Raw genomic sequence first — 19,635 nt, forward strand, 5'->3', positions numbered from 1 at the left:
CCGTGGTCATGGCTTCGCTGGCCGTACTGGGGCTGGACTTCCTGCTGACCGCCGTGATGTTCAGCATCTGAAGGCCTTGGACTACTCCAAAAAAGAAAGACGAAAGGTATGCAACACTCGAAAAACGATATGTGGGTCGGTTTTTTCGTCATGCTCGGTGCTGCGGCGCTGGTGTTTCTGGCGCTGCAGGCGGGGAATTTGTTGAGCCTGAACTTCCAGACCGGCTACCAGGTCACGGCCAAGTTCGACAACATCGGCACGCTCAAACCTAAGGCCGCCGTCAAGAGTGCCGGGGTCACGGTGGGAAAGGTGGTGGCGATAGCCTTCGACGACAAAACCTACCAGGCGAAAGTGACGCTGGAGCTCGAAAAGCGCTATGCCTTTCCCAAGGACAGCTCCTTGAAAATCCTCACGAGCGGTTTGCTCGGCGAGCAGTATGTGGGCATAGAGCCGGGCGCCGACGAGCAGAATTTGGCAGCTGGCGACACCCTCACGGCCACGCAATCCGCGATCGTGCTCGAAAACCTGCTCGGGCAATTCCTCTACAGCAAGGCCGCAGACAGTGGCTCGGCATCGGACGCAGGGGCAAAAAAATGACACCAACACTACGCTGTGCCGCTCTGGCCATAGGCTTTTGTTCTCTTGCAGGCTGCGCCACGGGCCCCACGGCTGATCCGCGCGATCCGCTCGAGCCGTTCAACCGTGGCATGACCTCGTTCAATGAAACCGTGGACAAGGCGGTACTCAAGCCCGTGGCCACGGCGTATACCGAGGTACTGCCCTCGCCGGTGCGCACTGGCGTGAACAACTTTTTCGCCAACCTCGGTGACGCTTGGTCGTTCGTGAACAACGTCCTGCAGCTGCGCGCCGAACCGGCGCTCAACAGCCTGGTGCGATTCAATGTGAATACTTTCTTCGGCTTGGGTGGCGTTCTGGACATTGCGTCCGAGATGCGCATAGAGCGCAGCAAACAGGACTTCGGCCTGACGCTGGCGCGCTGGGGCGTGCCTTCGGGGCCGTATCTGGTGCTGCCGTTCTTGGGCCCCTCGACGGTGCGCGACACGGCAGGACTGCCCGCCGACTGGTATGGCGACCTCGCGCGCCAGGTGGACCCTGTATCCGACCGGAACATGCTGTATGCGCTGCGCATCGTGGATACGCGCGCGAGCCTGCTCACCGCCGGCAACGTGCTCGAAGGCGCGGCGCTCGACAAATACAGCTTCACGCGCGACGCCTATCTGCAAATGCGCGCCCAACGCGCGCAGAAACCAGGGGCGGATGCGGGCAATGCCGATGAAGGGCGCTTGCCGCCCGAACCCGAAGAATGATCGCACGCCACCCTTGCGATGGCCCAACACGACTTACGCAAATCGGGGTTGGGCAAGGCGTTCGCCCCATGGCAAAACACCTCGCTGCATCCTTGTTTGCGTAAGTCCAGCCCAAAAACAAAATCGTGCCGATGAAAGGAAGCCCGTAATGAACCGACGCCATTTCAGCCGCATGGCCTTGCTGCTGTGTACCAGCTCCATGGCCTGGGCGGGAGCCGGCATGGCTGCAGCCGCCGACGAAGCCCCCGATGCGATGGTGCAGCGCCTCTCCAACGAGGTGCTCGAAACCCTACGCACCGACAAAACCATTCGCTCCGGAAACATCAACCGCATCATCGCCTTGGTGGACAAGGTGATCATGCCGCATGTGAATTTCCGCCGCATGATGGCTGCCGCCGTGGGCCCCGCCTGGCGCAAGGCCACCCCTGAGCAGCAGCAGCGCCTGCAGGATGAATTCAAAATTTTGCTGGTGCGCACTTATGCCGGTGCACTGACGCAGGTTAACGACGAAACCGTGCGCGTAAAACCCTTGCGCGCCGCGCCCGAAGACAAGGACGTGCTGGTGCGCACCGAGATCATCGGACATGGCGACCCGATCCAGCTCGACTACCGTCTCGAGAAAACCCCCACGGGCTGGCGCATTTACAACCTCAACGTCATGGGCGTGTGGATGGTGGAAACCTACCGCACCCAGTTTGCGCAGGAAATCAACGCCCGCGGCATCGATGGCTTGATTGAGGCGCTGGCCGCCCGCAACAAGAGCAATGAAGCCGCCGCCAAGAGCTGAGGCTGCGTTGCGCGCCAACGGAACCGATGGCGCGTCACCGGGCGCGGCGCCGGTGCTGGTGCTGCCCGCCACGCTCACGCACCGCGAAGCCAGCGCCTGCCTGCGCATGCTCGAGCAAAGCCTGAAAAAGGTCACCGCGCCGCAGGTGGTGGTGGACGCGAGCGCACTCACGGCATTCGACACCTCGGCGCTGGCCGTGCTGCTCGAATGCCGGCGTGAGGCGCTGGGCGAGCACAAGACCTTTGCGGTCAAAGACCTGCCGCAGGCACTCGTGGGCATGTCCAAGCTCTACGGTGTGGATGGCTTGTTGCCAGCCGCTGCCTGAGCACGTGGCCTGCGTTCCTGCCCCGATACCTCTTGCTGCTGGCGCGCCGGCTGCCAATTTCTTTTCGCCCGCAGCGGCGCTGCTGCGGTCGTAAAATCCCCCGCCCTTATGCCCGCCGTCTCCTTCCAAGCCGTCTCCAAAACCTTTGCCACGGCCAAAGGCCCCTTTCAAGCCCTCGATAAAGTCAGCTTCGACATCGAAGAAGGCGAATTCTTCGGCCTGCTCGGCCCCAATGGGGCGGGCAAGACCACGCTCATCAGCATTCTCGCGGGGCTCGCGCGCGCCAGCAGCGGGCGCGTGCTCGTGCAGGGCAGCGACACACAAAGCGAATTTGCCGCGGCCCGGCGCAAGCTCGGCGTGGTGCCGCAGGAGCTCGTGTTCGATCCGTTTTTCAGCGTGCGTGAGGCCCTGCGCTTTCAGTCGGGGTACTTCGGCATCCGCCACAACGACGCCTGGATCGACGAGCTGCTCTACAACCTGGGCCTCGCGGACAAGGCGCAGGCCAACATGCGCCAGCTCTCGGGGGGCATGAAGCGGCGCGTGCTCGTGGCGCTGGCGCTGGTGCACCGCCCGCCCATCATCGTGCTCGACGAGCCGACTGCGGGCGTCGATGTGGAACTGCGCCAGACGCTGTGGCAGTTCATCGCGCGCCTGAACCAGGAAGGCCACACGGTGCTGCTGACCACGCACTACCTCGAAGAAGCCGAGGCCCTGTGCGGGCGCATTGCCATGCTCAAGGCCGGGCAGGTGGTGGCGCTCGACCGCACGAGCGCGCTGCTCAAGACGGTTTCGGGCAACGTGCTGCAGTTCAAGACGAGCTCTGCCTTGCCTGCCGAGCTCGCCGCGCTGGCGCGTGTGACGGGCCGCATCGTGCAGCTGCCCGCGCACGATGCACTCGAGATCGAGCGCCACCTCGCCACCCTGCGCAGCGCGCACGTCGATGTGCAAGACCTCGAAATCCGCCGCCCCGACCTTGAGGACGTGTTTTTGCAACTGATGACGACGGCAACGCCCTCCAGCAAGCCCGTCGAGCGCACCGAGGTGGCGGCATGACTGGCTGGCAAACCCTGTTTTACAAAGAAGTGCTGCGTTTTTGGAAGGTGGGCTTCCAGACCGTGGCGGCGCCGGTGCTCACGGCCGTGCTGTACCTGCTGATCTTCAGCCACGTGCTCGAAAACCACGTGCGCGTCTACGACCGTCTGAGCTACACCGCCTTTTTGATACCCGGCCTCGTGATGATGAGCCTGCTGCAAAACGCCTTTGCCAACAGCTCGTCGAGCCTGGTGCAAAGCAAGATCATGGGCAACCTGGTGTTTATCCTGCTCACGCCGCTGTCGCACTGGGCCTGGTTCGTGGCCTACGTGGGCTCGTCGGTGGTGCGCGGGCTGGTGGTGGGGCTGGGTGTGTTCGTCTGCACGCTGGTGTTTGCGCAGCCAGAGTTTTCCGCCCCCGTGTGGATCGGCGTGTTCGCGCTGCTCGGGGCGGCGCTGTTGGGCACGCTGGGGCTGATCGCGGGGCTGTGGGCCGACAAGTTCGACCAGATGGCGGTGTTCCAGAACTTCATCGTCATGCCCATGACCTTCCTTTCGGGCGTGTTCTACTCGATCCACTCGCTGCCGCCGTTTTGGCAACAGGTGAGCCACCTGAATCCGTTTTTCTACATGATCGACGGCTTCCGCTATGGCTTTTTCGGGCAGAGCGACGTCTCGCCCTGGCTCAGCCTGGGCATCGTGGGCACGGCCTGGCTGCTCGTGAGCGCGCTGGCCATCCACCTGCTGCGCACGGGCTACAAAATCCGCTACTGACTTGCTGAACGCACCATGACCGCCGACGAACTCAAAGCCCTGATCGCCGCCCAGCTGCCCTGCGAGCACATCGCGCTCGAAGGCGATGGCCGCCACTGGTTTGCCACCATCGTCTCGCCCGCCTTCGAGGGCCTGCGCCCCATCCAGCGCCACCAGCGCGTGTATGCCACGCTGGGCAGCAAAATCCACACGGACGAGGTGCATGCGCTGTCGATGAAGACCTACACGCCCGCCGAATGGGCGCAGCAAAGCCACGGCTGAGCCTCAATACTCTCGCATTGATAGCTTCTTGCGCTTGATACATCTGCGCTAGAGGCCTATTTCATTCATATTTTTTGCAATTCGCATGGACAAACTCCTGATCCGCGGCGGGCGGCGTCTGCAGGGTGAAGTGCCCATCTCCGGCGCGAAGAACGCCGCCCTGCCCGAGATGTGCGCGGCGCTGCTCACGGCCGAGCCCGTGCACCTGCTCAACGTGCCGCGCCTGCAGGACGTGGCCACCATGCGCCGGCTGCTCGACAACATGGGCGTGCGCACCGAAACGCACGGCGCACGTGGCGGCATGAGCTTTCACGCCGCAGGGCCGATCGCGCCCGAGGCGCCTTACGACCTGGTCAAGACCATGCGCGCCTCGGTGCTCGCGCTGGGCCCGCTGCTCGCGCGCTTTGGCGAAGCCACGGTGTCGCTGCCGGGCGGCTGCGCCATAGGCTCGCGCCCCGTCGATCAGCACATCAAGGGCCTGCAGGCCATGGGCGCGCACATCGTGGTCGAGCATGGCTACATCATCGCCAAACTGCAGCCGGGCCACCAGCGGCTGCACGGCGCGCGCATCACCACGGACATGGTCACGGTGACCGGCACCGAGAACCTGCTCATGGCCGCGACGCTGGCCGAGGGCGAGACGGTGCTCGAAAACGCCGCGCAGGAGCCCGAAGTCACCGACCTGGCCGAGATGCTGATCGCCATGGGCGCGCAGATCGAAGGCCACGGCACGAGCCGCATCCGCATCCGCGGCGTCGAGGCGCTGCGCGGCTGCACGCACCACGTGGTGGCCGACCGCATCGAAGCCGGCACCTTTTTGTGCGCCGTGGCGGCGACGGGCGGCGAGGCGCTGCTGCGCCACGGGCGCGCCGACCACCTCGACGCCGTGATCGACAAGCTGCGCGACGCCGGCGCCCGGGTCGAGGCCGCGGCCGACGGCATCCGTATCCAGAGCGCGGGCGGCGCGCAGCTCAAGGCGCAGAGCTTTCGCACCACCGAATACCCGGGCTTTCCGACCGACATGCAGGCGCAGTTCATGGCGCTCGACTGCATCGCGCAAGGCACGGCGACGGTGGCCGAGACCATTTTCGAAAACCGCTTCATGCACGTGAACGAACTGCAGCGCCTGGGTGCACGCATCCAGACCGACGGCAAGGTGGCCGTGGTCGAGGGCGCGCAGCGCCTCTCGGGCGCGACCGTGATGGCCACCGACCTGCGCGCCTCGGCCAGCCTGGTGATCGCGGGCCTGGTGGCCGCGGGCGAAACGCTGGTCGATCGCATCTACCACCTGGACCGCGGCTACGACAGCATGGAGGCCAAACTGCGCGGCCTGGGCGCCGACATCGAGCGGATCCGCTGAAGGACAGACCATGCATGCTGCTGCACCTGACAATGCCCCCGTGATCGCTCGTGTGCGCACCGTGCTCACTGGCCGCTCCGTGCCCTACAGCCGGCCCGGCAGCTTCAGCGCCATAGACAAACGCCCTGTGCCGGGGGCGGTGCGCATAGACGCTGCAGGGCTTGCAGGCGACGAGCAAGGCGACCGGCGCGTGCACGGTGGGCCTGACAAGGCCGTGCATGTCTATCCCTGGGCGCATTACGCCCTGTGGCAAGCCGAACTGGGCGCGCCACCCCTGCTGCAGACGCCAGGAGCATTCGGCGAGAATCTGAGCGTGGATGCGCTCGATGAAACCACGGTCTGCCTGGGCGACGAATGGCAGATCGGCAGTGCGCGCTTTGTCGTCAGCCAGGGCCGCCAGCCTTGCTGGAAGCTCAACGACCGCTTCGGCGTGCCCGACTTGGCGCGCCGTGTGCAAGACACGGGCCGCACCGGCTGGTACCTGCGCGTGCTCGCGCCTGGCGCGCTGCGCGCAGGCGATGCGGTGCGGCTACTCGCACGCCCGTATCCCGCGTGGCCGCTGGCGCGCATAGGCGCGCTCATCCGCGAACGCGTATGCGCTCCTGCCGTTCTGCGCGAAGTGCTGGCGCTGCCCCTGCCGCCTTCGTGGCGCAAACTGTTCACGCAGCGCCTCACCCACGGCCAAGCCGAATCCTGGGAGCAGCGTCTCTGGGGCAGCCCAGCCGCGCCCAGCGCCGCTGCGTGACCGCAACTCGGCGAGCCCTCACATTCCATCCAGGAACCGTCTTCATGATCACTCTCGCCCTGTCCAAAGGACGCATCTTCGAAGAAACCCTGCCGCTGCTCGCCGCGGCGGGCATCACGGTGCTCGAAGACCCGGAAAAGTCGCGCAAACTCATCCTGCCCACGAACCAGCCCGACGTGCGCGTGGTGCTGGTGCGCGCGACCGACGTACCCACTTACGTCGAATACGGCGGCGCCGACCTCGGCGTGACGGGCAAGGACACGCTGATCGAGCACGGCGCGAACCAGGACGGTTCCCTGCGGGGAACGGGCCTGTACCAACCGCTCGACTTGCGCATCGCGCGCTGCCGCGTGAGCGTGGCCGTGCGCGCCGACTTCGACTACGCGCAGGCCGTGCGCCAGGGCGCGCGGCTCAGGGTGGCGACCAAATACCCCGCCATCGCGCGCGAATTCTTCGCCGCCAAGGGCGTGCACGTCGATATGGTCAAGCTCTACGGCAGCATGGAACTCGCGCCGCTCACCGGCCTGGCCGACGCCATCGTCGATCTGGTCAGCACCGGCAACACGCTCAAGGCGAACCAGCTGGTCGAGGTCGAGCGCATCATGGACATCAGCGCGCGCCTCGTGGTCAACCAGGCTGCGCTCAAGCTCAAGCAGGCGCCGCTGCGCCGCATCATCGACGCCTTTGCAGGGGCCGTGGGCACCGACTACACATCGCCGGAGGCTGCATGAGCAGTATCGATTTCAGAGCTGCTCCCGCACGTCTATCAAGCGCTGACGACCAATTTGACGCCAAACTTTCGGCGCGCCTGCACTGGAGCGCCGAGCAGGATGGCGCGATCGAGCAGCGCGTCCAAGACATCCTCGCCGATGTGCGCGCGCGCGGCGACGCAGCGGTGCTCGACTACACCGCGCGCTTCGACGGCGTGCAGACCGAAAGCCTCACCGCGCTGGAGCTGCAAGCAGGCGAACTTGCGGCTGCCTTCGACGCCCTGCCCGCCGCGCAGCGCGACGCACTGCAGCAAGCCGCCGCGCGCATCCGCCGCTACCACGCCTGGCAAAAGCAGCAAGGCGGCGAAACCGCCACCTACGTGGACGAAGACGGCACCCTGCTGGGCCAGAAAGTCACGCCGCTCGACCGCGTGGGCATCTACGTGCCTGGCGGCAAGGCGGCCTACCCGAGCAGCGTGCTCATGAACGCCATCCCCGCGCACGTGGCCGGCGTGGGCGAGATCATCATGGTCGTGCCCACGCCGCACGGCGCCAAAAACCCGCTGGTGCTGGCCGCCGCGCACGTGGCGGGCGTGACGCGCGCCTTCACCATCGGCGGCGCGCAGGCCGTGGCCGCGCTCGCCTACGGCACCGCCACCGTCCCCAAGGTGGACAAGATCACCGGCCCCGGCAACGCCTATGTGGCCAGTGCGAAAAAGCACGTGTTCGGCCAGGTCGGCATCGACATGATCGCCGGCCCGTCGGAAATTCTGGTGCTCGCCGACGGCAGCACGCCGCCCGACTGGGTGGCGATGGACTTGTTCAGCCAGGCCGAGCACGACGAGCTTGCGCAATCCATTTTGCTGAGCCCCGACGCCGCCTACCTCGACGCCGTGCAGGCCGCCATAGACCGGCTGCTGCCCAGCATGCCGCGCGCCGAAATCATCGCCAAAAGCCTCACGAACCGCGGCGCGCTGATCCACACGCGCAGCATGCAAGAGGCCTGCGAGATCGCCAACCGCATCGCACCCGAGCACCTCGAAGTCAGCAGCCGCGAGCCGCAGCGCTGGGAGCCGCTGCTCAAGCACGCCGGCGCGATCTTCCTGGGCGCCTACACCAGTGAATCGCTGGGCGACTACTGCGCCGGCCCCAACCACGTGCTGCCCACGAGCGGCACGGCGCGCTTTTCGGGCCCCTTGAGCGTGTACGACTTCCAAAAACGCAGCAGCCTGATCGCCGTCAGCCAAGCCGGCGCGCAAAAACTCGGCCACATCGCGCAGGTGCTGGCCGAGGGTGAAGGGCTGCACGCGCATGCCGAGGCGGCGCGGCTGCGGGTGGGGTGACTTTTGCGCGGGCCTCAGGCGTGGGCCGCAGCGTATTCGCGCGCCGTGGGCAGGGTACGGGGAAGGGACTTGGACTGCGGCCGCGTGGCTTCCCACCCCAGGCAAGCCAGCCAAATGGCACGCGGGATGGCTTTGTGCGCCGTGCGGTAGTAGCTCACCATCCGCCGACTGATGCCCAGCGCCTCGGCCGCCGTGGCGAGCGACAGGCCGTTGCGGCGCATCCAATCGCCGAACATTTCATGACTGACCTCCCCGGCTTGCTCCTTGGCCCAGGCATAGACGTTGTCCGCGCCGAATTCGGTGTCCAGCCACTCCACGGCGCCCCCGCCCTCGGCCACGTGGGCGCGTGCGAACATTTGCGGATCGAGGATAGGGGTAAGTGCCGGAATCCTGCGCAGAATGTCGCCCACATCGAGTTCCAGCGTTTCGCCCGTGCTCCACGTGGTGCGCAGTTGGTACGGCTCCAGGGCCTGGACCGTGATGAGCCGGGGGAAAAAGTATTCGCTCATGGATTGCACCTCTGCCATTCGTCCCACAAAAAGCCTTTGTTCGCCTCGATCCAGGCCAGCGCTGCACGGATTTCGCGCACCGCAACGCGCCCCTGGACATGCAAGTCGCCGAGATCGACGGTGCACTCACGCCCATCGCGTAACTTGACGTGAACATGAGGTGGCGGATGGTCGCTCAGATACATCAGAATCCGAACATCTCCGAGACGCTGCAGGACGGGCATGCGCAACAATGTAGGGCAATGATTGCTCTAGCGCAAGAAGCAATATCGCCGCAGCCTACGCGGTCGCCAGCATCGACCCCGTAGAGCTCACCCCGCCAAAATCTCCCGCAGCGCCTCCACCAGCGTCTCGCACTGCGCATCCGTCCCTATCGTGATGCGCAGGAACTGCGCGATGCGCGGCTGTTTGAAGTGGCGCACGATGATGGCGCGCTCGCGCAGTTTGGCGGCGAGTTGCGCGGCGTCGTGCCGGGGGTGGCGCGCGAAGATAAAGTTGGCGGCCGAGGGCAGCACCTCGAAGCCCAGCGCGCTCAGACGCTCGACCAGCGCCGTGCGCGTGGCGATGACTTTGCGGCAGCTTTCTTGAAAATACGCCTCGTCCTGCACCGACGCCAGCGCACCGGCCAGCGCCAGGCGGTCGAGCGGGTAGGAGTTGAAGCTGTTTTTCACGCGCTCGAGCCCTTCGATCAGCGGCGCCTGCCCGATGGCGTAGCCCACGCGCAGGCCGGCGAGCGCGCGGCTCTTGGAAAAGGTGTGCACCACGAGCAGGTTCGGGTAACGCTGCACGAGCGGCACGGCGCTTTGCCCACCGAAGTCGATGTAGGCTTCATCGACGAGCACCACGGCGTCGGGGTTCGCGGCGACGATGCGCTCCACGTCGGCGAGCGCCAGCAGGCGGCCCGTTGGCGCGTTCGGGTTGGCAAAAACGATGGCGCCGGCGCGTTCTGCGCCGCGCGGCAGGTAGTCCTCGGCGCGCAGCGCAAAGTCCTCGGCGAGCGGCACCGCCTGGTGCGCGATGCCGTAGAGCTGGCAATACACGGGGTAGAACGAATACGTGATGTCCGGGAACCGCAGCGGCCGCTCATGGTGCAGCAGCGCCATGAAGGCGTGTGCGAGCACTTCGTCCGAGCCGTTGCCGACGAAGACCTCGTTCGCCTGCACGCCGTGGCGCTGCGCGAGCGCGGCCTTGAGCGCGTCGGCGTTCGGGTCGGGGTACAGGCGCAGGCTGTCGTCGGTGGCTGCGCGTATGGCCTCGAGTGCGCGTGGCGAGGGGCCATAGGGATGCTCGTTGGTGTTGAGCTTGACGAGGTCGGCCAGCTTGGGCTGCTCGCCTGGAACATAGGGGGTCAGGCCGTGAACGACGGCGCTCCAATAGCGGCTCATGAAATGAAAAGGCAGAATGTGGAGGGGGAGGCCGGGCTGCGACCCGCGGCGCCTGCAGCTTGGCCGCCACAGCGGGCTGCAGTCTGCACGCAACGAATGGGCCCGAACCAGCGCCGAAAAGGCCCATTTTATGGGGCTCGAATGCTATCATGGCCCGGTTTTTTCTTGATCCTTTCGCATGACCAGCCCCGAACCGCGGCAAGCCGAAGTCACCCGCCGCACCCTGGAAACCCAAATCACCGTCCGCGTGAACCTCGACGGCAGCGGTCAGTCGAGCCTGCACAGCGGCATCGGCTTTTTGGACCATATGCTCGAGCAGATCGCGCGCCACGGCCTGATCGACCTGCACGTCGCCTGCCAGGGCGATTTGCACATCGACGGACACCACACGGTCGAGGACATTGGCATCACGCTGGGCCAGGCGGTTGCGCGCGCGGTGGGCGACAAAAAGGGCATACGCCGCTACGGCCACGCCTACGTGCCGCTCGACGAGGCGCTGAGCCGCGTGGTGGTCGATTTTTCGGGCCGCCCGGGCCTGCACATGGACGTGCAGTTCACGCGCGCCACGCTGGGCCAGCTCGACACGCAGCTGGTGTTCGAGTTCTTCCAGGGCTTCGTGAACCACGCGGGCGTGACGCTGCACATCGACAACCTCAAGGGCGTGAACGCGCATCACCAGTGCGAGACGATCTTCAAGGCCTTTGCGCGCGCGCTGCGCGCTGCGCTCGAGCACGACGCGCGCGCCGCGGGCAGCATTCCCTCGACCAAGGGCGCGCTCTGAGAATTTTTAGCCAAATCGGCCTCTAGCGCTTGATACACCAGCGTAAGCAGCTATGAACATAAAAGCAAACACCGTCGCCGTGGTGGACTATGGCATGGGCAACCTGCGTTCGGTGTCGCAGGCCGTGCAGGCGGCGGCGCAGGGTAGCGGCTGGACGGTGCGCGTCACTGCGCGCCCCGACGAAGTGCGCGCGGCGCAGCGCGTGGTGCTGCCGGGCCAGGGCGCGATGCCCGACTGCATGCGCGAGCTGCAAGACTCGGGACTGCGCGCCTCGGTGCTCGAAGCCGCGGCCAGCAAGCCGCTGTTCGGCGTCTGCGTGGGGATGCAAATGCTGCTCGAGCACAGCGCGGAGGGCGACACGCCGGGTTTAGGATTGATTCCAGGCGTGGTGCGCAAGTTCGCGCTCGCGGGCCAGCGCCAGCCCGACGGCAGCCGCTACAAAGTACCGCAAATGGGCTGGAACCAGGTGCGCCAAACGGCGCCGGGCGGCCGCAAGCACCCGCTGTGGGCCGGCATTCCCGACGAAAGCTATTTTTACTTCGTGCACAGCTTTTACGCGCTGCCGCAGGACGCGCGCCACTGCGCGGGCGAAACCGACTACGGTAGCCTGTTTGCCTCGGCCATCGCACGCGATAACATTTTTGCCACGCAATTCCACCCGGAAAAGAGCGCGCAGCACGGCCTGGCGCTGTACCGCAACTTCCTACACTGGAATCCTTGAGCTTTTCTTCTTCACCTTCTTTTTTCCAATCTGCCGCACCTGCGGCCCTAGCCTGCCCGCTCCACCATGCTGCTCATCCCCGCCATTGACCTCAAAGACGGCCACTGCGTGCGCCTCGTACAAGGCGACATGGACCAATCCACCACCTTCGGCGAAGACCCTGCCGCGATGGCGCGCAAGTGGGTCGATCTGGGCGCGCGGCGCCTGCACCTGGTGGACCTGAACGGCGCCTTCGCCGGCGTGCCCAAAAACTACACCGCGATCAAAGCCATCCTCAAAGAGGTGGGCGACGACGTGCCCGTACAGTTGGGCGGCGGCATCCGCGACCTCGACACCATCGAAAAATACATAGACGGCGGCCTGCGCTACGTCATCATCGGCACCGCCGCAGTGAAAAACCCCGGCTTTTTGCGCGACGCCTGCAGCGCCTTCGGCGGCCACATCATCGTCGGCCTCGACGCCAAGGACGGCAAAGTCGCCACCGACGGCTGGAGCAAGCTCACAGGCCATGAAGTCATCGATCTGGCGAAGAAGTTCGAGGACTGGGGCGTCGAATCCATCATCTACACCGACATCGGCCGCGACGGCATGCTCACGGGCATCAACATCGAGGCCACCGTGAAGCTCGCGCAGGCGCTCACCATCCCCGTGATCGCCTCGGGCGGCCTGAGCGGCATGGAAGACATCGAAAAACTCTGCGCCGTGCAGGAAGAAGGCATCGAAGGCGTGATTTGCGGCCGCGCGATCTACACCGGCGCGCTCGACTTCGCTGCGGCGCAGGCGCGCGCGGATGCGTTGAGCGGATGACGGTACCGCATTCACGACAAGGCAATTCCATGATCCTCGTCACCGGCGGCGCCGGCTTCATTGGCTCGCACACCTGCGTGGCGCTGGCCCAGGCTGGCATGCCGTTTCTCATCCTCGACAACTTCTGCAACAGCCGCCGCTCGGTGCCGGAGCGCCTCGCGCGCATCACGGGCGCAGCGCCGGCAATCGTCGAAGGCGACGTGCGCGATGCCGCGCTGCTGCAACGCCTGTTTGCCGAGCACCCGATCAGCGCAGTGGTCCACTTCGCCGGCCTCAAGGCCGTGGGCGAGTCGGTGCGCGAGCCGCTGCGCTACTACGACAACAATGTCGCAGGCAGCCTTGCGCTGCTGCAGGCCATGCAGGCCGCGGGCGTGCGCACGCTGGTGTTTTCGTCCTCGGCCACGGTGTACGCCGAATCGGCCGTGCAGCCGCTGCGCGAGGACTTCCCCCTTTCGGCGACCAACCCTTACGGCTGGAGCAAGTTCATGGTCGAGCGCATGCTCGCAGACCTCGACCAGGCCGAGCCGGGCCAATGGCGCATCGCGCGGCTGCGCTACTTCAACCCTGTAGGCGCGCACGAAAGCGGCCTGATCGGCGAAGACCCGCAGGACGTGCCGAACAACCTTTCCCCCTACATCGCACAGGTGGCGACGGGCCAGCGTGAAGCCTTGAGCGTCTATGGCAACGACTACCCCACACCCGACGGCACCGGCGTGCGCGACTACATCCATGTGATGGACCTGGCCGAAGGCCACGTGGCGGCGCTGCGCTACCTGCAGACGCACCCCGGACTGCTCACGGTCAACCTGGGTACCGGGCGCCCGGCCTCGGTGCTCGACATGGTGCGCAGCTTCGAGCGCGCGAGCGGCCGCCCCATCCCCTACCGCATCGTGGCGCGCCGCCCCGGCGATCTTGCGCAATACTGGGCCGACGCTTCGCTGGCCGGGCAGTTGCTGGGCTGGCGCGCGCAGCGCGACCTCGACCGCATGTGCGCCGACCTGTGGCGCTGGCAAAGCGGCGCAGCGCAGAGTGCCTGAGGGCGGATCACCGCGCATCGCCCTGCTTCTCGCCCGGCGGCTAATCCGTGCGCCCGCGGCTATCCGGCAGAGGCGCGCGGCGTGGTATCTTGCGCGACTTCTGACTTCTGCTTTTTTGCTTTCTCATGCTCGCCAAACGCATCATTCCCTGCCTCGACGTGACCGGTGGCCGCGTGGTCAAGGGCGTCAACTTCGTCGAATTGCGCGACGCGGGCGACCCGGTGGAGATTGCCGCGCGCTACAACGACCAGGGCGCCGATGAGCTCACGTTTCTCGACATCACGGCCACGAGCGACGGGCGCGACCTGATCCTGCACATCATCGAGGCCGTGGCCAGCCAGGTCTTCATCCCGCTCACGGTGGGCGGCGGCGTGCGCAGCGTGGAGGACGTGCGCCGCCTGCTCAACGCCGGCGCCGACAAGGTCAGCTTCAACTCCGCCGCGATCGCGAACCCACAGGTGATCGCCGACGCATCGCACAAATACGGCGCGCAGTGCATCGTCGTGGCCATAGACGCCAAGCGCCGCTTCGGCAACGACCTGCTCGACCGCGGCGAGGGCTGGGACGTGTATAGCCACGGCGGGCGCAAGAACACAGCGCTCGACGCCGTCGCCTGGGCGCGCCGCATGGCCGAAGCGGGCGCGGGCGAGATTCTGCTCACCAGCATGGACCGCGACGGCACCAAGGCCGGGTTCGACCTGGAGCTCACGCGCGCCGTGAGCGATGCCGTGGACGTGCCCGTGATCGCCTCGGGCGGTGTGGGCCAGCTCGAACACCTGGCCGACGGCATACAGATCGGCGGCGCCGACGCGGTGCTCGCGGCGAGCATTTTCCACTACGGCGAATTCACCATCGCGCAGGCCAAGGCCTGCATGGCCGCGCGCGGCATTCCCGTGCGAATTTGAAGCCTTTTTGGCCTCTAGCGCCCGTCCATCAAGCGCTAGCAGCTATTTTTTCAGAAGCAATCGAACTGCCATGACGACCGCCCCCGACGCCTCCCCGAACTGGCTCGACGCCGTGCGCTGGGACGCGCAGGGCCTGGTGCCCGTGATCGCGCAGGAGCGCGGCACGGGCGACGTGCTGATGTTCGCCTGGATGAACCGCGAGGCGCTGCAAAAGACGGCAGAGCTGGGCCGCGCCGTGTATTTCAGCCGCTCGCGCGGCAAGCTGTGGTTCAAGGGCGAAGAGTCGGGCCACGTGCAGACCGTGCACGAGATCCGCCTCGACTGCGACAACGACGTGATCCTGCTGCAGGTCACGCAGCAAGGCCACGAGCCCGGCATCGCCTGCCACACGGGCCGCCACAGCTGCTTCTTCCAGCAATTGCAAAATGGCCAGTGGCGCGCCGTGGAGCCCGTGCTCAAAGACCCGGCCTCGATTTACCACGACCCCAAAGCATGAACCATCCCAACGCCCTGCCCGATTCGCAAACTGCCGCGGACATCCTCGCGCGCCTTGCTGCCGTCATCGAAAGCCGCAAACCCGCGCGCGGCGGCGACCCGGACAAAAGCTACGTCGCGCGCCTGCTGCACAAAGGGCCCGATGCTTTTTTGAAAAAAATCGGCGAGGAAGCCACCGAAGTGGTCATGGCAGCGAAAGACGTGCAGCACGGCGCCGAGCCGGCCAAAATCGTCTATGAGGTGGCCGACCTGTGGTTCCACTGCCTGATCGCGCTCGCGCATTTCGGGCTCACGCCAGACGCAGTGCTCGCCGAGCTCGCGCGCCGCGAAGGGCTGAGCGGCATCGCAGAAAAAGCCGCGCGCCCTGCTTGACGGCCCCGGCGCTTGCGGCTGCAAGCGCGCCAAACTGGAGAACAGCATGAACGACATCATCGACATACAAAGCGACGAAGAACGCGCCGAGGGCCTCAAGGCCTGGGGCTGGGTCAGCTACATGCTGCACCTGATCGTCGCGCTCGGCGCGGTGATCCCGGGCGCGCAGCCGGGCGCGGCGCTGCTCATCATCGCGCTCGTCATCGACCTCGTGAAGCAAAGCGACGCCGCGGGCACCTGGCAGGCCAGCCACTACCTCTGGCGCATACGCACCGTGCTCTGGGCAGGCGTGCTGTACGTGCTCACGGCGCCGCTGTGGCTCTTTTTCCTGATCCCCGGCATGGTGGCCTGGGCCCTGATCTCGATCTGGTTCCTCTACCGCATCGTGCGCGGCATGGTCGCGATGAACCAAAACCGGGCGATCGAGGTCTGAACGGCCAGGACGGAAGCCCTTGCACCGCCAATGCCATGCCTGAACACGAAGACCCCGCCGCAAGCACACCACCCCGCAGCGCGTCGCGCCTGCCGCTGAACCTCGCGCTGCAAGGCGGCGGCTCGCACGGCGCCTTCACCTGGGGCGTGCTCGACACCTTGCTCGAAGACGGGCAGTGGGACTTCGACGGCATCAGCGGCACCAGCGCCGGCGCGATGAACGCCGTGGCCGTCGCGCACGGCTTTGCCCAGGCCGCGCGCGAACACCGCGACACGCAGGACGCGCACGCCGCCGGCTGCGCGCTGGCGCGCGCAACGCTGAGCCGCTTCTGGGAAGGCGTAGGCGCCGTGGGTACGCTGTTCACGGCGCCGCTGCTCAGCTCCAAACCGCTGCTCGGCATGATGAGCCAGTGGCTCTCGCCCTACCAGACCAACCCGCTCGACTTCAACCCGCTGCGCCGCCTGCTCGAGCGCGAGGTCGATTTCGAGCTGCTGCGCGCCACGCGCGCGGCGCATGTACCCAGAGTGTTCGTGTGCGCCACCAATGTGCGCACCGGGCGCGGCGAGATTTTTCACGGCAAGCGCCTGAGCGCCGACGCCGTGATGGCATCGGCCTGCCTGCCGCTGCTGTTCAAGGCGGTGCAGATCGAAGGCGAGCATTACTGGGACGGCGGCTTTTCGGGCAACCCCGCGCTGCACCCGCTGGTCTACCAAACCGAGTGCTGCGATACGCTGCTCGTGCAGATCAACCCCATGGAGCACCCCGGGCTGATCGATACCGTGCCCGACACCGTGCCCGAGATCGTCGAGCGCATGAACGACATCACCTTCAACGCGAGCCTGCTGGCCGAGCTGCGCAGCATCGAATTCGTGCGCCGGCTGCTTGCCGAAGGGCGGATCGATGCGCGCCGCTACAAAGACATGCGCATGCACCATGTCGATGGCGGCGCGCTGTTGCACGCCTTCGGCACTGCAAGCAAGTCACGTGCTGACTTAGGGCTGGTGCGCAAGCTGTTCGCGCTCGGGCGCGAAGCCGGGCAAAACTGGCTCGCGGCACACCGCGCGGACGTGGGCCAGCGCGCGAGCATGCGGATCGCCGAAAATATCTGACCCTCGAAACCGGAGCCGACCTGCGCCACGCGCCGCCGCCACCCTGCACGGAGACCCCACACCATGGACGCCACTTTGCACGACCCCAACTGCATCTTCTGCAAGATCATCGCCGGCCAGATTCCGTCGAAAAAAGTCTATGAAGACGAGGACATCTACGCCTTTCACGACATCCACCCCTGGGCCCCCGTACATTTTTTGATGGTGCCCAAGCAGCATATTCCCTCGATGGCGCAGCTCACGCCCGAGCACTCTGGGCTGCTCGGGCGCATGATGACGCTCGCGCCGCGCCTGGCGCTGGAGCAAGGCTGCAGGCCCTACCCCGAAGGCGGCTTTCGCATCGTCATCAACACGGGGCTTGACGGCGGGCAGGAAGTGCACCATCTACATATGCACGTGATCGGCGGGCCGCGCCCCTGGCGCAAGGGTTGAACTCTGGCAAACGCACGCCCTGCCCTTTTTCCTACCCTTGCCCCTGCCGTGTTCATAGGTGCTCTGCAAGGTGCTGTCATGCCCGCTGTCTAAAATGGCCGTTACCGTGCAGCCCCCTGCACAGAACGCAGGCACGCTGTGCGCCCGTCCCGCAAGGGCTTTACTGAGGAGTTGATTCATGGGTTCTTTTTCCATCTGGCACTGGCTGATCGTGCTGCTGATCGTGGTCATGGTGTTCGGCACCAAGAAGCTCAAAAATCTGGGCAGCGACCTGGGCGGAGCGGTCAAGGGCTTCAAGGACGGCATGAAAGACGGCGCTGCGCCCGAGCAGCCCGCCACATCCACCGCCGGGCAGGTGACGCAGCAGGTCACGTCCGAGCAAACGACCATAGACGTACAAGCCAAGCAAAAGGGCTGAGAGGCTGAGAGTTATTCGTCCATGGCCGCCTTGCACACCAAAACACCCCCGCTTGTCGTTGCAAATGCTCGCCATAGCCCGAGCTATGGCTGCGCTTTGCGCCTCGATCGGTGGCGTTTTGATGCACCTTTCGGCCGCTGCCGAAAAACTCTCAGCCTCTGAGCCCGCCGCTTTGCAACTGCGATGATTGACATTGGCCTCTCCAAGATGGCACTGATCGGTGCGGTCGCGCTGATCGTCATCGGCCCGGAAAAGCTCCCGCGCGTGGCCCGCACCGTGGGCACGCTGCTGGGCAAGGCGCAGCGCTACGTCGCCGAGGTCAAGGCCGAAGTCAACCGCTCCATGGAGCTCGAAGAGCTCATGAAGATGAAAACCCAGGTCGAGACGGCGGCGCAGTCGGTCGAGCAATCCATTCACGGCACGGTGCGCTCACTCGAACAGGACCTGGCTGCCGCGCAGAGCGATGGCGGCTTGGCCGCTGCCGACACCATCCCGCCCAGCTACCAGCCACCGCGCAAGAACTGGCGCCTCAAACGCGGCGCCGTGCCACAGTGGTACAAAGCACGCAACGGCGTGCGCACCAAGGCGCTCTCGGGCGCGGCGCGCGTGGCGCGCTACCGGCCCAAGAAGTTTCATTGACGCGGCGAGCGGATCGCCTGAAACGCAGGGGTGCCGTAGCTGCGCCATGCACCCCACGATCCGGGCGCATCGAACCACCTACCCCAATCCACCATGTCCGCAACCCCACCCCCGCAAGACGAACTGGCCGGCACCGAGCAGCCCTTCGTCGAGCACCTCATGGAGCTGCGCGACCGGCTCATCAAGGCCATGCTTGCCGTGCTGATCGCGGCAGCCGTGCTGTTTTTCTACCCCGGCCCCGGCACGCTCTATGACCTGCTCGCGGCGCCGCTGGTCGCGCACCTGCCGCATGGCGCCACGCTGATCGCGACCTCGGTGATCTCGCCCTTCATGGTGCCGCTCAAGATCATGCTCATGGCGGCGTTTTTGCTTGCGTTGCCCGTGGTGCTGTGGCAGCTCTGGGCCTTCGTCGCACCGGGCCTTTATGCGCACGAAAAGCGCCTGGTGCTGCCACTCGTCGTCTCGAGCACCGTGCTGTTTCTCGTGGGCGTGGCGTTCTGCTACTTTTTTGTTTTCGGCAAGGTGTTCAGCTTCATCCAAAGCTTTGCGCCCAAGAGCATCACCGCCGCGCCCGACATTGAGGCCTATCTGAGCTTCGTGCTCAGCATGTTTCTTGCTTTCGGCCTGGCTTTCGAGGTGCCCATCGCCGTGGTCGTGCTCGCGCACCTGGGCGTGGTCGAGGTGGACAAGCTCAAGTCCTTCCGCGGCTATTTCGTCGTGCTGGCCTTTGTCGTCGCGGCCATCGTCACGCCACCCGACGTGGTCTCGCAGCTCGCGCTGGCCATCCCCATGTGCCTACTCTACGAGGTGGGCATCTGGGCTGCGCACTTTTCCGTGCAGCGCCATCGTGCAGCTGTCGATGCGCATGACGCGGACGCCGAAAAAGCGAACGAGGCACCATCGCCCTGAGCTTCGCGGGCGGCGCGCA

The 19,635-nt window shown here is 65.8% G+C and carries 28 protein-coding genes (1 of these 28 only partly in view); 25 read left to right on the forward strand and 3 right to left on the reverse strand.

All coding sequences use genetic code 11. From position 1 onward, the window contains the following. From mlaE to hisD, 12 genes are all read left to right on the forward strand, one after another. A protein-coding gene (mlaE, locus tag FK527_RS15935) for a lipid asymmetry maintenance ABC transporter permease subunit MlaE (protein ID WP_144735508.1) crosses the window boundary here: on the forward strand, positions 1 to 71 show its 3' end. 712 nt of this gene lie to the left of the window's left edge; only the last 71 of its 783 coding nucleotides appear in the window; the start codon falls outside the window, past its left edge; the stop codon is at positions 69 to 71. Between the two features lie 37 nt (positions 72 to 108). Then, the gene (gene mlaD, locus FK527_RS15940; protein ID WP_144735510.1) at positions 109 to 597 is read left to right on the forward strand and encodes an outer membrane lipid asymmetry maintenance protein MlaD; all 489 of its coding nucleotides are present in this window, start codon (positions 109 to 111) and stop codon (positions 595 to 597) included. Next, positions 594 to 1,328, forward strand: a complete 735-nt coding sequence (locus tag FK527_RS15945; RefSeq protein ID WP_144735512.1) for an MlaA family lipoprotein — start codon at positions 594 to 596, stop codon at positions 1,326 to 1,328. The genes mlaD and FK527_RS15945 overlap by 4 nt, the downstream gene beginning before the upstream one ends. Positions 1,329 to 1,476: 148 nt before the next feature. Further along, positions 1,477 to 2,115: an MlaC/ttg2D family ABC transporter substrate-binding protein gene (locus FK527_RS15950; protein ID WP_144735514.1), complete on the forward strand. Its 639-nt coding sequence runs from the start codon at positions 1,477 to 1,479 to the stop codon at positions 2,113 to 2,115. A 52-nt stretch (positions 2,116 to 2,167) separates the two neighbouring features. Beyond that, the gene (locus tag FK527_RS15955; RefSeq protein WP_144735560.1) at positions 2,168 to 2,440 is read left to right on the forward strand and encodes an STAS domain-containing protein; all 273 of its coding nucleotides are present in this window, start codon (positions 2,168 to 2,170) and stop codon (positions 2,438 to 2,440) included. Positions 2,441 to 2,548: 108 nt separating this feature from the next. After that, positions 2,549 to 3,493: an ABC transporter ATP-binding protein gene (locus tag FK527_RS15960; protein WP_144735516.1), complete on the forward strand. Its 945-nt coding sequence runs from the start codon at positions 2,549 to 2,551 to the stop codon at positions 3,491 to 3,493. Next, on the forward strand, positions 3,490 to 4,245 hold the full coding sequence (locus tag FK527_RS15965) for an ABC transporter permease (protein WP_144735518.1): 756 nt from the start codon (positions 3,490 to 3,492) through the stop codon (positions 4,243 to 4,245). The genes FK527_RS15960 and FK527_RS15965 overlap by 4 nt, the downstream gene beginning before the upstream one ends. A gap of 15 nt (positions 4,246 to 4,260) precedes the next feature. Beyond that, positions 4,261 to 4,506 carry a BolA family protein gene (locus FK527_RS15970; protein ID WP_144735520.1) on the forward strand — a complete coding sequence of 82 codons (246 nt, stop codon included), beginning with the start codon at positions 4,261 to 4,263 and terminating at the stop codon, positions 4,504 to 4,506. 85 nt (positions 4,507 to 4,591) lie between these two features. Beyond that, a complete protein-coding gene (gene murA, locus FK527_RS15975) occupies positions 4,592 to 5,866 on the forward strand; it encodes a UDP-N-acetylglucosamine 1-carboxyvinyltransferase (RefSeq protein ID WP_144735522.1) in 1,275 nt (424 codons plus the stop codon). A 10-nt stretch (positions 5,867 to 5,876) separates the two neighbouring features. Then, the gene (locus FK527_RS15980; RefSeq protein WP_144735524.1) at positions 5,877 to 6,611 is read left to right on the forward strand and encodes an MOSC domain-containing protein; all 735 of its coding nucleotides are present in this window, start codon (positions 5,877 to 5,879) and stop codon (positions 6,609 to 6,611) included. Between the two features lie 44 nt (positions 6,612 to 6,655). Next, complete coding sequence (hisG, locus tag FK527_RS15985) at positions 6,656 to 7,342, forward strand: ATP phosphoribosyltransferase (protein WP_144735526.1); 687 nt, start codon at positions 6,656 to 6,658, stop codon at positions 7,340 to 7,342. A 5-nt stretch (positions 7,343 to 7,347) separates the two neighbouring features. Beyond that, the gene (hisD, locus tag FK527_RS15990; protein ID WP_144735562.1) at positions 7,348 to 8,664 is read left to right on the forward strand and encodes a histidinol dehydrogenase; all 1,317 of its coding nucleotides are present in this window, start codon (positions 7,348 to 7,350) and stop codon (positions 8,662 to 8,664) included. Positions 8,665 to 8,678: 14 nt separating this feature from the next. Here hisD and FK527_RS15995 read toward each other — a convergent pair whose 3' ends face one another. The 3 genes from FK527_RS15995 to hisC form a co-directional block, all read right to left on the reverse strand. Next, entirely contained in the window at positions 8,679 to 9,173 is a 495-nt protein-coding gene (locus tag FK527_RS15995; protein WP_144735528.1) for a DUF2442 domain-containing protein, read from the reverse strand. Next, the gene (locus tag FK527_RS16000; RefSeq protein ID WP_144735530.1) at positions 9,170 to 9,397 is read right to left on the reverse strand and encodes a DUF4160 domain-containing protein; all 228 of its coding nucleotides are present in this window, start codon (positions 9,395 to 9,397) and stop codon (positions 9,170 to 9,172) included. The genes FK527_RS15995 and FK527_RS16000 overlap by 4 nt, the downstream gene beginning before the upstream one ends. Positions 9,398 to 9,484: 87 nt before the next feature. Next, positions 9,485 to 10,558, reverse strand: a complete 1,074-nt coding sequence (gene hisC / locus FK527_RS16005; RefSeq protein ID WP_144735532.1) for a histidinol-phosphate transaminase — start codon at positions 10,556 to 10,558, stop codon at positions 9,485 to 9,487. A gap of 178 nt (positions 10,559 to 10,736) precedes the next feature. On the opposite strand from hisC, the gene hisB reads away from it, so the two are divergent. From hisB to tatC, 13 genes are all read left to right on the forward strand, one after another. Beyond that, a complete protein-coding gene (hisB, locus tag FK527_RS16010) occupies positions 10,737 to 11,339 on the forward strand; it encodes an imidazoleglycerol-phosphate dehydratase HisB (protein ID WP_144735534.1) in 603 nt (200 codons plus the stop codon). A 52-nt stretch (positions 11,340 to 11,391) separates the two neighbouring features. After that, complete coding sequence (gene hisH / locus FK527_RS16015) at positions 11,392 to 12,060, forward strand: imidazole glycerol phosphate synthase subunit HisH (RefSeq protein ID WP_144735536.1); 669 nt, start codon at positions 11,392 to 11,394, stop codon at positions 12,058 to 12,060. Between the two features lie 66 nt (positions 12,061 to 12,126). Next, entirely contained in the window at positions 12,127 to 12,867 is a 741-nt protein-coding gene (gene hisA / locus FK527_RS16020; RefSeq protein ID WP_144735538.1) for a 1-(5-phosphoribosyl)-5-[(5-phosphoribosylamino)methylideneamino]imidazole-4-carboxamide isomerase, read from the forward strand. Between the two features lie 29 nt (positions 12,868 to 12,896). Then, on the forward strand, positions 12,897 to 13,904 hold the full coding sequence (galE, locus tag FK527_RS16025; protein WP_144735540.1) for a UDP-glucose 4-epimerase GalE: 1,008 nt from the start codon (positions 12,897 to 12,899) through the stop codon (positions 13,902 to 13,904). Between the two features lie 125 nt (positions 13,905 to 14,029). Further along, positions 14,030 to 14,809: an imidazole glycerol phosphate synthase subunit HisF gene (gene hisF, locus FK527_RS16030; RefSeq protein WP_144735542.1), complete on the forward strand. Its 780-nt coding sequence runs from the start codon at positions 14,030 to 14,032 to the stop codon at positions 14,807 to 14,809. Between the two features lie 70 nt (positions 14,810 to 14,879). Further along, a complete protein-coding gene (hisI, locus tag FK527_RS16035; RefSeq protein ID WP_144735544.1) occupies positions 14,880 to 15,305 on the forward strand; it encodes a phosphoribosyl-AMP cyclohydrolase in 426 nt (141 codons plus the stop codon). Further along, entirely contained in the window at positions 15,302 to 15,676 is a 375-nt protein-coding gene (locus FK527_RS16040) for a phosphoribosyl-ATP diphosphatase (protein ID WP_144735546.1), read from the forward strand. Before hisI ends, FK527_RS16040 begins: the two co-directional genes overlap by 4 nt. Positions 15,677 to 15,722: 46 nt before the next feature. Beyond that, on the forward strand, positions 15,723 to 16,109 hold the full coding sequence (locus FK527_RS16045; RefSeq protein ID WP_144735549.1) for a DUF4870 family protein: 387 nt from the start codon (positions 15,723 to 15,725) through the stop codon (positions 16,107 to 16,109). A gap of 35 nt (positions 16,110 to 16,144) precedes the next feature. Further along, positions 16,145 to 17,218 (forward strand): patatin-like phospholipase family protein, encoded by a 1,074-nt coding sequence (locus FK527_RS16050; protein ID WP_144735551.1) that lies wholly within the window; start codon positions 16,145 to 16,147, stop codon positions 17,216 to 17,218. A gap of 63 nt (positions 17,219 to 17,281) precedes the next feature. Further along, positions 17,282 to 17,650, forward strand: coding sequence for a histidine triad nucleotide-binding protein (locus FK527_RS16055; protein ID WP_186298461.1), 369 nt, complete (start codon positions 17,282 to 17,284; stop codon positions 17,648 to 17,650). Positions 17,651 to 17,828: 178 nt separating this feature from the next. Beyond that, positions 17,829 to 18,068, forward strand: a complete 240-nt coding sequence (tatA, locus tag FK527_RS16060) for a Sec-independent protein translocase subunit TatA (RefSeq protein WP_144735553.1) — start codon at positions 17,829 to 17,831, stop codon at positions 18,066 to 18,068. 183 nt (positions 18,069 to 18,251) lie between these two features. Next, positions 18,252 to 18,707: a Sec-independent protein translocase protein TatB gene (gene tatB / locus FK527_RS16065; protein WP_144735555.1), complete on the forward strand. Its 456-nt coding sequence runs from the start codon at positions 18,252 to 18,254 to the stop codon at positions 18,705 to 18,707. Between the two features lie 93 nt (positions 18,708 to 18,800). Next, entirely contained in the window at positions 18,801 to 19,616 is an 816-nt protein-coding gene (gene tatC / locus FK527_RS16070; RefSeq protein ID WP_144735556.1) for a twin-arginine translocase subunit TatC, read from the forward strand. The last annotated feature ends 19 nt before the right edge of the window (positions 19,617 to 19,635 follow it).

This window comes from Extensimonas perlucida, from assembly GCF_007655255.1.
Classification (GTDB): domain Bacteria; phylum Pseudomonadota; class Gammaproteobacteria; order Burkholderiales; family Burkholderiaceae_C; genus Extensimonas; species Extensimonas perlucida.

What these genes read in the sequence shown, in the direction of transcription:
- hisG (WP_144735526.1), top strand. Translation starts at nt 6,656, where the DNA reads ATGATCACTCTCGCCCTGTCCAAAGGACGCATCTTCGAAGAAACCCTG.
- FK527_RS16050 (WP_144735551.1), top strand. Translation starts at nt 16,145, where the DNA reads ATGCCTGAACACGAAGACCCCGCCGCAAGCACACCACCCCGCAGCGCG.
- galE (WP_144735540.1), top strand. Translation starts at nt 12,897, where the DNA reads ATGATCCTCGTCACCGGCGGCGCCGGCTTCATTGGCTCGCACACCTGC.
- FK527_RS15995 (WP_144735528.1), bottom strand. Translation starts at nt 9,173, where the DNA reads ATGAGCGAATACTTTTTCCCCCGGCTCATCACGGTCCAGGCCCTGGAG.
- FK527_RS15945 (WP_144735512.1), top strand. Translation starts at nt 594, where the DNA reads ATGACACCAACACTACGCTGTGCCGCTCTGGCCATAGGCTTTTGTTCT.
- hisH (WP_144735536.1), top strand. Translation starts at nt 11,392, where the DNA reads ATGAACATAAAAGCAAACACCGTCGCCGTGGTGGACTATGGCATGGGC.
- FK527_RS16055 (WP_186298461.1), top strand. Translation starts at nt 17,282, where the DNA reads ATGGACGCCACTTTGCACGACCCCAACTGCATCTTCTGCAAGATCATC.
- murA (WP_144735522.1), top strand. Translation starts at nt 4,592, where the DNA reads ATGGACAAACTCCTGATCCGCGGCGGGCGGCGTCTGCAGGGTGAAGTG.
- FK527_RS15970 (WP_144735520.1), top strand. Translation starts at nt 4,261, where the DNA reads ATGACCGCCGACGAACTCAAAGCCCTGATCGCCGCCCAGCTGCCCTGC.
- hisB (WP_144735534.1), top strand. Translation starts at nt 10,737, where the DNA reads ATGACCAGCCCCGAACCGCGGCAAGCCGAAGTCACCCGCCGCACCCTG.
- hisF (WP_144735542.1), top strand. Translation starts at nt 14,030, where the DNA reads ATGCTCGCCAAACGCATCATTCCCTGCCTCGACGTGACCGGTGGCCGC.
- FK527_RS16000 (WP_144735530.1), bottom strand. Translation starts at nt 9,397, where the DNA reads ATGCCCGTCCTGCAGCGTCTCGGAGATGTTCGGATTCTGATGTATCTG.
- FK527_RS15980 (WP_144735524.1), top strand. Translation starts at nt 5,877, where the DNA reads ATGCATGCTGCTGCACCTGACAATGCCCCCGTGATCGCTCGTGTGCGC.
- FK527_RS16040 (WP_144735546.1), top strand. Translation starts at nt 15,302, where the DNA reads ATGAACCATCCCAACGCCCTGCCCGATTCGCAAACTGCCGCGGACATC.
- mlaD (WP_144735510.1), top strand. Translation starts at nt 109, where the DNA reads ATGCAACACTCGAAAAACGATATGTGGGTCGGTTTTTTCGTCATGCTC.
- hisA (WP_144735538.1), top strand. Translation starts at nt 12,127, where the DNA reads ATGCTGCTCATCCCCGCCATTGACCTCAAAGACGGCCACTGCGTGCGC.
- tatB (WP_144735555.1), top strand. Translation starts at nt 18,252, where the DNA reads ATGATTGACATTGGCCTCTCCAAGATGGCACTGATCGGTGCGGTCGCG.
- FK527_RS15965 (WP_144735518.1), top strand. Translation starts at nt 3,490, where the DNA reads ATGACTGGCTGGCAAACCCTGTTTTACAAAGAAGTGCTGCGTTTTTGG.
- FK527_RS16045 (WP_144735549.1), top strand. Translation starts at nt 15,723, where the DNA reads ATGAACGACATCATCGACATACAAAGCGACGAAGAACGCGCCGAGGGC.
- hisC (WP_144735532.1), bottom strand. Translation starts at nt 10,558, where the DNA reads ATGAGCCGCTATTGGAGCGCCGTCGTTCACGGCCTGACCCCCTATGTT.
- hisI (WP_144735544.1), top strand. Translation starts at nt 14,880, where the DNA reads ATGACGACCGCCCCCGACGCCTCCCCGAACTGGCTCGACGCCGTGCGC.
- FK527_RS15950 (WP_144735514.1), top strand. Translation starts at nt 1,477, where the DNA reads ATGAACCGACGCCATTTCAGCCGCATGGCCTTGCTGCTGTGTACCAGC.
- tatC (WP_144735556.1), top strand. Translation starts at nt 18,801, where the DNA reads ATGTCCGCAACCCCACCCCCGCAAGACGAACTGGCCGGCACCGAGCAG.
- FK527_RS15960 (WP_144735516.1), top strand. Translation starts at nt 2,549, where the DNA reads ATGCCCGCCGTCTCCTTCCAAGCCGTCTCCAAAACCTTTGCCACGGCC.
- tatA (WP_144735553.1), top strand. Translation starts at nt 17,829, where the DNA reads ATGGGTTCTTTTTCCATCTGGCACTGGCTGATCGTGCTGCTGATCGTG.